At 65.8% G+C, this 11,573-nt stretch carries 10 protein-coding genes and 1 pseudogene; 3 read left to right on the top strand and 8 right to left on the bottom strand.

The features are described from left to right. Positions 1 to 9: 9 nt before the first annotated feature. The 4 genes from ptsP to gshB form a co-directional block, all read right to left on the bottom strand. Positions 10 to 1,779, bottom strand: a complete 1,770-nt coding sequence (ptsP, locus tag ABIB42_RS07020) for a phosphoenolpyruvate--protein phosphotransferase (protein ID WP_005667802.1) — start codon at positions 1,777 to 1,779, stop codon at positions 10 to 12. Between the two features lie 38 nt (positions 1,780 to 1,817). Beyond that, the gene (locus ABIB42_RS07015; protein ID WP_005667800.1) at positions 1,818 to 2,087 is read right to left on the bottom strand and encodes an HPr family phosphocarrier protein; all 270 of its coding nucleotides are present in this window, start codon (positions 2,085 to 2,087) and stop codon (positions 1,818 to 1,820) included. Between the two features lie 69 nt (positions 2,088 to 2,156). Further along, positions 2,157 to 2,558, bottom strand: a complete 402-nt coding sequence (locus tag ABIB42_RS07010; protein WP_219862502.1) for a PTS sugar transporter subunit IIA — start codon at positions 2,556 to 2,558, stop codon at positions 2,157 to 2,159. Between the two features lie 4 nt (positions 2,559 to 2,562). Beyond that, the gene (gshB, locus tag ABIB42_RS07005) at positions 2,563 to 3,507 is read right to left on the bottom strand and encodes a glutathione synthase (protein WP_429248135.1); all 945 of its coding nucleotides are present in this window, start codon (positions 3,505 to 3,507) and stop codon (positions 2,563 to 2,565) included. Between the two features lie 170 nt (positions 3,508 to 3,677). On the opposite strand from gshB, the gene ABIB42_RS07000 reads away from it, so the two are divergent. Next, a complete protein-coding gene (locus ABIB42_RS07000; RefSeq protein WP_005667796.1) occupies positions 3,678 to 4,391 on the top strand; it encodes a class I SAM-dependent methyltransferase in 714 nt (237 codons plus the stop codon). A gap of 61 nt (positions 4,392 to 4,452) precedes the next feature. Here the strand turns inward: ABIB42_RS07000 and gshA are convergent, their stop codons facing one another. The 4 genes from gshA to ABIB42_RS06980 form a co-directional block, all read right to left on the bottom strand. After that, positions 4,453 to 5,754, bottom strand: coding sequence for a glutamate--cysteine ligase (gshA, locus tag ABIB42_RS06995; protein WP_071360471.1), 1,302 nt, complete (start codon positions 5,752 to 5,754; stop codon positions 4,453 to 4,455). A gap of 144 nt (positions 5,755 to 5,898) precedes the next feature. Beyond that, positions 5,899 to 7,299 (bottom strand): ammonium transporter, encoded by a 1,401-nt coding sequence (gene amt, locus ABIB42_RS06990; protein WP_429248134.1) that lies wholly within the window; start codon positions 7,297 to 7,299, stop codon positions 5,899 to 5,901. A 14-nt stretch (positions 7,300 to 7,313) separates the two neighbouring features. Then, positions 7,314 to 7,652 carry a P-II family nitrogen regulator gene (glnK, locus tag ABIB42_RS06985; protein WP_005667790.1) on the bottom strand — a complete coding sequence of 113 codons (339 nt, stop codon included), beginning with the start codon at positions 7,650 to 7,652 and terminating at the stop codon, positions 7,314 to 7,316. Positions 7,653 to 7,671: 19 nt separating this feature from the next. Further along, the gene (locus ABIB42_RS06980; protein WP_071360473.1) at positions 7,672 to 8,406 is read right to left on the bottom strand and encodes a TorF family putative porin; all 735 of its coding nucleotides are present in this window, start codon (positions 8,404 to 8,406) and stop codon (positions 7,672 to 7,674) included. A 251-nt stretch (positions 8,407 to 8,657) separates the two neighbouring features. On the opposite strand from ABIB42_RS06980, the pseudogene ABIB42_RS06975 reads away from it, so the two are divergent. Both ABIB42_RS06975 and ABIB42_RS06970 read left to right on the top strand, forming a co-directional pair. After that, positions 8,658 to 8,885 (top strand): annotated as a pseudogene (locus ABIB42_RS06975) (accessory factor UbiK family protein); the annotation flags it as partial. A gap of 197 nt (positions 8,886 to 9,082) precedes the next feature. Next, a complete protein-coding gene (locus ABIB42_RS06970) occupies positions 9,083 to 11,554 on the top strand; it encodes an adenosylcobalamin-dependent ribonucleoside-diphosphate reductase (protein WP_429248133.1) in 2,472 nt (823 codons plus the stop codon). Positions 11,555 to 11,573 lie beyond the last annotated feature (19 nt).

Genomic DNA, 11,573 nt, shown 5'->3' with positions numbered 1-11,573 from the left:
GCCACAACGTCAGAGGGCTTGCAGCTGCTCGACCGCGCTGGCGATCTCGCCCGGCTCGATCGCGCGCAGGATGCGCCGGGTTCGGGTGGTGACCGCGCCCAGGTCGGTGTTCAAGATTTCTTGTTTCACCGCCAGCAGCTGCGCCGGATGCATCGAGAATTCGCGCAAGCCCATGCCCAGCAACAGGCGGGTGAGCTTGACGTCGCCGGCCATCTCGCCGCATACCGCCACGTCCAGACCGGCCTTGTGGCCGGTGGCGATGGTCGAGGCGATCAGCTGCAATACGGCCGGGTGCAGCGGATTATACAGGTGCGCCACCTCGTAATCGACCCGGTCGATCGCCAGCAGATACTGGATGAGGTCATTCGTGCCGATCGACAGGAAATCCATGCGCCGCACGAACAGCGGCAGCGCCAGCGCCGCGGCCGGGATCTCGATCATGGCGCCGACCTCGATGCCCTCGTCGAATTTGATGTTTTCAAGACGCAGCTCGGCCTTGGCCTGTTCGATCATGTTCAGGGTCTGGTCGATCTCGAAGGCATGCGCCAGCATCGGGATCAGGATCCTCACCTTGCCGAAGGCGGACGCCCTCAGGATGGCCCGCAGCTGGGTCAGGAACATCTGCGGCTCGGCCAGGCAGTAGCGGATCGCGCGCAGGCCCAGCGCCGGATTGAGCGCGGTCTGATCGGTCTGGTCGAGCGGCTTGTCGGCGCCGACGTCGAGCGTGCGGATCGTTACCGGGCGGCCCTTCATCGCCAGCACCGCCTTGCGGTACTGCTCGAACTGTTCGTCCTCGCCAGGAATCTGCAGGCCCTGCGGGCCGCGGCCCATGAACAGGAATTCGGAGCGGAACAGGCCGACGCCGTTGGCGCCCGCCTCGAGCGCGGCCGGGCAATCGTCGGGCAGCTCGATATTGGCCAGCAGCGTGATGGCGGTGCCGTCCTGGGTGACGGCCGGGGTCTTCTTGAGCTTGAGCAGGCGTTTGCGCGCCTTGGCCAGCGCCGTCTGGCGCTCGCGGTACTGCTCCAGCACCAGCTGGCTCGGATTGCAGATCACCACGCCGGCGTCGCCGTCGACGATCACCCAGTCATCCTGCTCGACCAGGCGCGAGGCCTGGTCCATGCCCACCACGGCCGGGATGTCGAGGCTGCGCGCCACGATCGCGGTGTGCGAGTTCTGGCCGCCGACGTCGGTGACGAAGCCGATGAAGGTGCGCGGTCCGCCATCGCGGTCGCGGAAGGCCAGCATGTCGGCCGGCGAAATGTCGTGGGCGACCACGATCATCTGCGGCGGCGGCTGGTCGTCGTCGATCACGATCGGCGGCACGTTCAGCGCGGTGCCGGTCAAGACCTTCAGTACCCGCTCGGCCACCTGCTGGATGTCGTGCTTGCGCTCGCGCAGGTATTCGTCCTCGATCTCGTCGAACTGGGCCGACAGGTCGTCGATCTGGGTCACCAGCGCCCATTCGGCGTTGTAGTGGCGCGCGCGGATGATATCGAGCGGCGCTTCCGACACCATCGGATCGGACAGGATCAGGGCGTGGACGTCGATGAAGGCGCCCAGCTCGGTGGGGGCGTCCTTGGGCAGGTCGGTCCACAGTTCCTGCAGGTTGCGGTGCACGGCGGCGATCGCGTCCTGCAGGCGGCGCACTTCGTTTTCCACCTGGTCGTCGGCGACCAGGTAGTGCTTGACGTCGAGCGCGGCCGGGGTGAGCAGGTGGGCGCGGCCGATCGCGATCCCGCGCGAGACCGGTATGCCATGGAGAAGGAAGGAGGCCATGCTGACGTCTCCTGAACGAGATGCCGCTTCACGCGGCATTACTCGCCTTCGCCGAACTTGTCGTTGACCAGGGCGGACAGGGCCGCGACCGCGGCTTCCTCGTCCTTGCCGTCGGCTTCCAGGGTCACCTTGGCGCCCTTGCCGGCGGCCAGCATCATGACGCCCATGATCGACTTGGCGTTGATGCGGCGTCCGTTGCGGGTGAGCCAGACGTCGCTCTGGTACTTGGCGGCCAGCTGCGTGAATTTGGCGGATGCGCGGGCATGCAGGCCCAGCTTGTTGATGATCTCGAGTTCTTGTTGAATCATATTCGCTTTATCGTTGTACTTGTCGAATCGCGCCCCCCGGCGCCTGCACCGCTACCGCTACGGCAATCCCTACCCCACCCGAATCCGGTTATCCACCCGCACCGCGCCGTTCTGGGCGCCCGCCAGCGCCATCTCGACCACGACGTCGAGCGTGTCGCGCCGATACGTGATCGCCCGCAGCAGCATCGGCAGGCTGATGCCGGCGATGACTTCCACGTGGCCGGCGTCGGCCAGCGAGTTGCAGCAATTGGACGGCGTGCCGCCCTTGACGTCGGTGATCACCAGCACACCGTCGCCTTCGTCGAGGCGCGCGATCGCCTCCTTGGCGAGGCCGTTGACCTCGCGTATGTCCTGGTCGGCGGCCACGTCGATCGCCTCGAAGCGCTCGGTCGGGCCGCGGAACACGTGCGCCACCGCCGCGATGAATGCCTGGCCCAGCGGCGCGTGGGTCAGGAGCAGGATGCCTACCATGATGTTATTCGTTCACCTTTTGTTCGACCGCGTCGATGAACATCGCGGCCACGTCGAATCCGGCCTGGTCATGAATCTCCTGGAAACAGGTCGGGCTGGTCACATTGACTTCGGTGAGGAAGTCGCCGATCACGTCTAATCCTACCAGCAACAGGCCGCGCTCGGCCAGCACCGGGCCCAGGGCCTCGGCGATCTCGCGCTCGCGCGGGCTGATCGGCTGGGCCACGCCCAGGCCGCCGGCGGCCAGGTTGCCGCGCACTTCGCCGCCTTGCGGGATGCGCGCCAGCACGAACGGCACCGGCTTGCCGCCGATGACCAGCACGCGCTTGTCGCCCTTCTCGATGGCCGGAATGAACTTCTGGGCCATGATGGTGTTGCGGCCGTTGTCGGTGAGGGTCTCGATGATCGACCCCAGGTTCAGGCCATCGCTCTTGACGCGGAAGATGCCGGCGCCGCCCATGCCGTCGAGCGGCTTGAAGATGACGTCGCCGTGTTTCGCGTGGAAGGCGCGCAGGCGCGCCGCATCCGGGGTGACGATGGTCGGCGAGGTGTGTTCGCTGAACTGGCCGATGGCCAGCTTCTCGTTGTGGTCGCGGATCGCGCGCGGGCTGTTGATCACGCGCGCGCCCTGGCGCTCGGCCAGTTCCAGCAGATAGGTGCCGTACACGTATTCCATGTCGAACGGCGGATCCTTGCGCTCGATGATGGCGTCGAATTCGGACAACTTGACGTCGGCGGCGGGGTCAAGGCGGTACCACTCGTCGGCGTCGCCGGTGAGATGGATCTGCGCCACGCGCGCGCTGACGACGCCTTCTTCGAGCACCATGTCGCGCTGCTCGAAGTGGTAGATGGCATGGCCGCGCCGCGCCGCCTCGCGCATCATGGCGAAGGTCGAATCCTTGTAGATCTTGAATCCGGACAGAGGGTCGGCGAGAAAGGCGATTTTCATGGGGCGTCCATTCGAAGTAATGCCTGATTTTAGCCCGAATCGTGGAAACTCGCGGACCAGGCCCTCATCCGCCGACAGCTGGAAATGCACTGCAGCAATTTGTCAGGTATCACGCGACGCGACTGAGACAGCTCAATCGTGTCAATACGATCGCGCGAGAACATGAGGGCATGGATACCCAACCAAGCCAACAGGCCGAGCAGGAGCGCATCGAAGATGTCTACCGCAACTGGCATGGCGGCGCCGCGCTGGCGCGCTACGCCTGGCACCGGCCCGAGATCCTGCAGCAGGTGGCGGCGCGTTCGCGCGGCTTTGCCGACCTGCTCTCCAACACGGTTGGCTCTGATCTATCGAGCGTGCAAGTGCTGGACGTCGGCTGCGGCACTGGCGGTTTCCTGCGCCAGATGATCGACTGGGGCGCCACGCCGGCCAAGCTCACCGGCACCGAGCTGCAAAAAGACCGGCTCGACCATGCGCGGCGCTGCACCGCCCACGGCGTACGCTGGCACCTGGGCACGCTCGACGCGCTGCCGCAGGCCGGCTACGACCTCGTCACGGCGCAAACGGTGTTTTCCTCGGTGCTCGATCCCGTCCTGCGGCGCGAGCTGGCCGCCCAGATGTGGCGCATGCTGCGCCCGGGCGGCTGGTGCCTCGTGTTCGATTTCCGCTACGACAACCCACGCAACCGCAACGTGCACAAGGTCACCCGCGCCGAGCTGCAAGCGTGGTGGCCGGGCACAGAGCAGCGCTATCGCAGCCTGGTGCTGGCGCCGCCGATCCACCGGCTGCTGGCGGTGGCGCCCTACATGGTGTCCGAGTTGCTGACGGCGCTGGCGCCGGTGCTGCGCTCGCATTTCATGTACGTGGTGCGCAAGGAAGAATGAGGACCAGCCGGGGAGCCCGTCAGTCAAGAACGGGCGGCAGCGGCCGCCCTCCCCGCTACCGTCAATAGACTTCCGGATTCGGATCCGTGCGTTCCATTTCCAGCGACGCCGCCAGCATGCCCAGTCGCGCCACCACGCCATACACATAGAAGCGGTTCGGCGCCGCCGTGCCCGGCTTGGCCTTCAGGTCCGGCACCGCATGCTGCTGGGCGAAGGCCAGCGGCACGTATTGCGAGCCCGGCGAGTTCAGGTTCTGGTCGATGCCGCGCTCGGCGTGCACGCGATAGAAGCCGCCCACCACGTAGCGGTCGATCATGTACACCACCGGCTCGGCCACGGCGTCGTCGATCGATTCGAAGGTGGGCACGCCTTCCTGGATGATCAGGTCGGTCACTGCCACGCCATCCTTGATCACCGACATGCGCGCGCGCTGGGCCGGGGTCAGGTCGCGCACTTCGCTCGCATCCTTGATGGTCATCACGCCCATGCCGTAGGTGCCGGCGTCGGGCTTCAGGATCACGAAGGGCTTGCGCTCCTTCATGCCGTATTCCTTGTATTTCTTCTTGATCTTCGAGAACAGCGCCGAGACGTTGTCGGCCAGGGCCTCGGTGCCGACGTTCTCGCGCAGGTCGACTTCGCCGCACTTGCTGTGCAGCGGATTGACCAGCCACGGATCGATGTCGATCAGCTTGCCGAACTTCTTGGCCACCTCGTCGAACGCCTTCAGGTGGTTGCTCTTGCGGCGCAGCGCCCAGCCGGCATGCAGCGGCGGCAGCAGCGACTGCTCGTGCACGTTCTCGAGGATGGCCGGAATGCCGCCCGACAGATCGTTGTTGAGCAGGATGGTGCAGGGATCGAAATCGGCCAGGCCGACGCGGCGGCCGTTGGGCGAACGCACCAGCGGCTCGACCACCAGCATATTGCCGTCAGGCAGGGCCAACGGGGTCGGTTCGGTGACGTCCGGCGAGAACGAGCCCAGGCGCACGTGCAGCCCGGTCTGGCGGAAGATCTGCATCAGGCGCGCCACGTTCTGCAGGTACATCGGATTGCGCGTATGCGTCTCGGGCACCAGGATCAGGTTGCGTGCGTCCGGGCAATACTTGTCGATCGCGGCCATGGCGGCCTGCACCGTCAGCGGCAGCATTTCGGTCGGCAGGTTGTTGAAGCCGCCCGGGAACAGGTTGGTGTCGACCGGCGCCAGCTTGTACCCGGCGTTACGCAGGTCGACCGAGCAATAGAACGGCGGCGTATGCTCCTGCCACTCGAGCCGGAACCAGCGCTCGATGGCGGGGGTGGCTTCGAGGATTTTCTTTTCCAGGTCCAGCAGAGGACCGGTCTGGGCTGTGGCGAGGTGCGGAACCATGTAGAGGACGTCCTTGTTATGCGCTTCTTGTTGTTTACTTAATCGGGTATCTCATATGGGGGTTGCCTGGCCTTTTTAAAGAGGTGTTGCCAAGAACGCAAAAAAGGCGCCCGCAGGCGCCTTTCTGACCGATATCCGGAGATATCAGTAACGGTACGCCGATTCGCCGTGGCTGGTGATGTCCAGGCCCTCGCGCTCTTCGTCTTCAGGCACGCGCAGGCCGATCACGATGTCGACCAGCTTGAAGGCGATGAAGGCGACGATGGCCGACCAGGCGATGGTCACGACCACGCCGTGCGCCTGCACCAGCACCTGGCTACCGATCGAATAGCTGGTGTTCATGGCATTGGTGGTGTAATCCCACACGCCCTGGCCACCCAGCGACGGCGCCGCGAACACGCCGGTCAGCAGCGCGCCCAGGATGCCGCCCACGCCGTGCACGCCGAACACGTCGAGCGAATCGTCGGCGCGCAGCATGCGCTTCAGGCCGGTCACGCCCCACAGGCAGATGATACCAGCCAGCAGGCCCATGACCAAGGCGCCCATCGGCCCCACGAAACCGGCGCCCGGGGTGATCGCCACCAGGCCCGAGATGGCGCCCGAGGCGGCGCCCAGCATCGATGGCTTGCGCTTGAAGATCCACTCGCCGGCCGCCCACGAGACGGTGGCGGCGGCGGTCGCCAGCAGGGTGTTGATGAAGGCCAGCGCCGCGATGTCGCCCGCTTCGAGCGCCGAACCGGCGTTGAAGCCGAACCAGCCGACCCACAGCAGCGAAGCGCCGACCATCGTCATCGGCAGCGAGTGCGGGGCCATCGATTCCTTGCCGTAGCCGACGCGCTTGCCGATCACGTAGGCGCCGACCAGGCCGGCGACCGCGGAATTGATGTGCACCACGGTGCCGCCCGCGAAGTCGAGCGCGCCCTGCTGCCACAGGTAGCCGGCGCCGGCGGTGACGGTGGCCAGCGAGGCGGCGTCGGTAATCGCGTCAGGGCCGGCCCAGAACCAGACCATGTGCGCCATCGGCAGGTAGGCGAACGTGAACCAGATCACCACGAAGGCCAGCACCGCCGCGAAGCGCGCGCGCTCGGCGAAGGAACCGACGATCAGCGCGCAGGTGATGGCGGCGAAGGTGCCCTGGAAGGCGACGAAGATGAACTCGGGGATCATCACCTCCTTGGTGAAGGTGGCGCCCATCGAGAACGTGCCGGCGACCGGGTCCCAGATGCCTTGCAGGAAGGCACGGTCGAAGCCGCCGATGAAGGCGTTGTTGCCGGTGAAGGCCAGCGAGTAGCCGTACAGGCACCACAGCACGATGATCAGCGAAAACACCATCATGACCTGCATCAGGACCGACAACATGTTCTTGGCGCGTACCATGCCGCCGTAGAACAGCGCCAGGCCCGGGATCACCATCATGATCACCAGCAGCGTGGCGACGAACATCCAGGCGGTATCCCCCTTGTTGATGGACGGCGCCGCCATGGCCGGGAGGGCCAGGCCCAGGCCCAGCATGGCGGTCAGGATTTTTGTCGTTATATGCTTCATGAACACTTTCCTTCTTACAGTGCGTCGTTGCCGGTCTCGCCGGTGCGGATACGGATGACCTGGTTCAGGTCGGCCACGAAGATCTTGCCGTCACCGATCTTGCCGGTGCGGGCGGCGCCCTGGATCGCGTCGATCACCTGGTCGACGACGGCATCGTCGACGGCGGCTTCGATCTTGATCTTGGGCAGGAAGTCGACGACGTACTCGGCGCCACGGTACAGCTCGGTGTGACCCTTCTGGCGACCGAAACCCTTCACTTCGGTCACCGTCATGCCTTGTACGTTGATTTCCGACAGCGCTTCACGCACCTCGTCGAGCTTGAAGGGCTTGATGATGGCGGTAATCATTTTCATGGTATTGCCTCTTTTGCTATCAAAAAGTTTTTGACACGGACAGCACGGCGGCTGACTTGCCCAGGTTCTTGCCTTCCGGACTCAGGTAGGCATCGGTATTCGCCTTGTGCCAGGCCAGGGCCACGGTGGCGACCCCGAAGTCCTTCGTCACGCCGACCTTGTAGTCGGTGTACGACGCCGGGCTGTTGTTCTTCACGCGCTGGCGGCCAACGTGCAGGTTCAACAGGAAGCCGTTGCCGACGTCGATGTCGGCGCCCACGTCCAGGTAACCGCTGCGCTTGCTGTCGGCGGTGCCGAACAGATTGGTCGTCGAGTGCGAATACTTGATATATGCGGGCCCGAAGCCGAGCTTGCCGTAAATTTCAAACGTATTTGCGTTCGGATCCAGGCTGTTATCCGGATACCAGTAATACAGGCCGCCGACGTCGTAGCTGACCTCGTCGGTCAACTGGCCACGCTTGCCGGCATACACATCCCATTCAATATTGCCGTCGCCACCCAGGTCTTTCGTCCACTTGATGGTGGAGAGCCAGGTGCCTACGTAAAAGCCGGTTGGGCTGTGCACGTAGTCGACGCCGCCGGACAGCGCGGGGTCGGAATCGGTTTGCGACAGGCCGCGGTAACGGTAGTCGCTGGTGAGGGCCACGTTGTAGCTCACCTGATGTTCGGCGGGTTGTTCCTGTGCCATGGCCGGGACGCTGGTGAAAGCCAGAATCGCCAGACTGATTGCGTTGATTTTTGCATTGCACTTCATGACAAACCCCCTTTGACAGTTACTGCGTTCGGAATCCTTTTTTCATGCGTTATTCCTCTTTCATTTAGCAGGATGTGTGCCAGCTCATAAAAGCGCGCAAAATGGCCTTGTTTTTTTGGTAAACACGCCCCACATACGATTTGCTTCAATACAACCGAGCGCGAGCGGCGTCCGCCGTGTTGCGTGACGCACCAAATCAGGCTCGTTTGCACCGACTTGGTGCATACAACCCGGCAGAAAGGGATAGGGACATGAACAACAGCAACTTCTTCAGCGACTTGCAGGGCAAGATCAACCAGGCACTCGAAAGTGGTCCGGCCAAGGACATCGAGCGCAACGTCAAGGCCGCGATGACCTCGGGCTTCGCCAAGCTCGACCTGGTAACGCGCGAGGAATTCGACATCCAGGCCCAGGTGCTGGCCAAGACCCGCGCCAAGCTCGAAGCGCTCGAGCTGCGCGTGATCGAGCTCGAAGCCCGCCTCGCTTCCGGCGCCTCCACCTCGGCATCGTCCACGTCGACCACCCCGCCGCCAGGCGCGGCGCCGTCGGCCACCGCGCCGTTCCCGGCCCAGCCCGAAGATCCGACCATCGTGCTGCCGCCGCATCTCGACAAATCGGGCGATACGCCGATCAACAAACCCTGATGGCGGGTGCATTCATGGATAGGGCGACCGGCATGAATGCACCAGAAGCGCCAGCCGGCGCCCTGCCCGCGCAGGAAGTGTCGCTGGACGTGCTGCGCGAAAAATACGCGCGCGGCGACGAACGCACGATCGGGGACGTGCAGCGGCGCATCGCACGCGCCCTGGCCGCCCTCGAGCCGGCAGCACAGCGCGCCGACTGCGAGCGCCGTTACCTGGAGGCCCAGCAACAGGGCTTCATTCCCGCCGGCCGGATTGCGTCCGCCGCCGGCCTTGGCCTGTCGGCCACCCTCATCAACTGTTTCGTCCAGCCGGTGGGCGACTCGATCTCCGGCGCCAGCGACGGCCTGCCCGGCATCTATACCGCGCTCAGCGAAGCCGCCGAGACCATGCGCCGCGGCGGCGGGGTCGGCTACGATTTTTCCGCGATCCGCCCGCTGGGCAGCAAGGTGGCCGGCACCGCCTCGCGCGCTTCCGGCCCGGTGTCGTACATGGAAGTGTTCGACGCCTCATGCCGCACGGTGGAGTCGGCCGGCGCCCGGCGCGGCGCCCAGATGGGCGTGCTGCGCATCGACCATCCCGACATCGAGCGCTTCATCGCGGCCAAGGACACGGGCCGTCTCACCAACTTCAATATCTCGGTCGGCGTGACCGACGCCTTCATGCGCGCGGTCGAGGCGGACGAGGCGTTCGCGCTGGTGCACGCGGCCGAGCCGGGCGACGAAGACCAGGCGGCCGGCGGCCACCGCCGCGAAGACGGCCTGTGGGTCTACCGCAGCGTGCGCGCGCGCGACCTGTGGGAGCGCATCATGGTCTCGACCTACGACCACGCCGAGCCGGGCGTGCTGTTCGTCGACCGCATGAATGCCGAGAACAACCTCTGGTATGCCGAGGAGCTGCGCGCCACCAATCCCTGCGGCGAGCAGCCGCTGCCGCCGTATGGCTGCTGCGATCTCGGCTCGCTGAATCTCACCGCCTTCATCGACGCGCCGTTCACCCTGGATGCGCGGCTGGACTTCGAGCGCCTGCGCAAGGTGGCGACCGTCGCGGTGCGCATGCTCGACCTGGTGCTGGACGCCACCCGATGGCCGCTGCCCCAGCAGGCCGACGAGGCGCGCGCCAAGCGCCGCGTCGGCCTGGGCTTCCTGGGGCTGGGCAGCGCGCTGGCGATGCTGGGCCTGCGCTACGACGCCGACCCGGGCCGGGCCATGGCGGCGCGCATCGCCAGCGAGCTGCGCGACGCGGCCTACGCGGCCTCGATCGAACTGGCGCGCGAGAAAGGCGCCTTCCCGCTGTTCGACGCCGACAAGTACCTGCGCGGACAGTTCACCCTGCGCCTGCCCGAGGCGCTGCGCGACGGCATCCGCAAGCACGGCATCCGCAACTCGCACCTGCTGTCGATCGCGCCGACCGGCACCATCTCGCTGGCCTTCGCCGACAATGCCTCGAACGGCATCGAGCCGCCCTATTCCTGGACCTACCGGCGCAGGAAGCGCACGGCGGACGGCGGCACGCGCAGCTACGAAGTGTGCGACCGCGCCTGGCGCCTGTACCGCCAGCTGCGCGGCGACGTCCCCTTGCCCCCAAGCTTCGTCACCGCGCTCGAGATGCGCGCGCTGGACCACCTGCGCATGGTGGAGGCGGTCCAGCCCTTCATCGACACCGCGATCTCCAAGACCGTCAACGTGCCCGAGGATTATCCCTATGACGACTTCCGCGACCTGTACCTGGAAGCCTGGCGCGCCGGCCTGAAGGGGCTGGCGACCTATCGCCCCAACGCGGTGCTGGGGAGCGTGTTGTCAACCGCGCCGGCGGCGGACGACGCATCGGCCGCGCCGGTGGCGGACGACGACCCGCTGCGCAGGCGCTTCGAGCACCGTCCGCTCGGCGAGCTGGAATCGGTGACGTCGAAGATCGAGTACTCGACCCAGGAAGGCCGCAAGACCGTCTACCTGACGGTGAGCTTCCTGCGCGCCGAAGGCGTGTGGGAAGGCCGCCAGGTGACGGTCGAGCGTCCTTTCGAATTCTTCATGCCGGCCAACCAGCGCACCGGCGGCCACCAGTGGATCACGGCCTCGATGCGGCTGCTGTCGATGGTGGCGCGCGCCGGCGGTCCAATCGCGCGGGCGCTGGCCGACATGCGCGAAGTGGTATGGGAAAAAGGCCCGGTGCGCTGCGGCCACATCGTGCGCGACGACGGCGTGCAGGTGCCGGTGTACCACGACTCCGAAGTCGCGGCGATCGCCTTCATGCTGCAGCGGATCCTGACGCGGCGCGGCTTCCTCGACGAGCAGGGCAACCAGGTGCCGGTGGACGCGCTCGCGCGCAGCTTCGAACGGCGCATGCACGACGCCGCGCCAGGGCCGCGCTTGCAAGAGGAGACGCCGGCCGAGCCGCTGCCCGTCCTGAACGGCGCCAAATGCCCGGAATGCGGCGCGCTGGCGCTGCGCAAGGTCGACGGGTGTTCGCGCTGCGCGTCGTGCCACTACGTCGGCGAGTGCGGCTGACCGGTCCTTTGAACAGTCG

The sequence above is a fragment of the Massilia sp. UYP32 genome (genome assembly GCF_050434365.1).
In the GTDB taxonomy this organism is placed as follows: Bacteria; Pseudomonadota; Gammaproteobacteria; order Burkholderiales; family Burkholderiaceae_D; genus Telluria; species Telluria timonae.
This window is presented reverse-complemented; position numbering and strand designations above follow the sequence as displayed.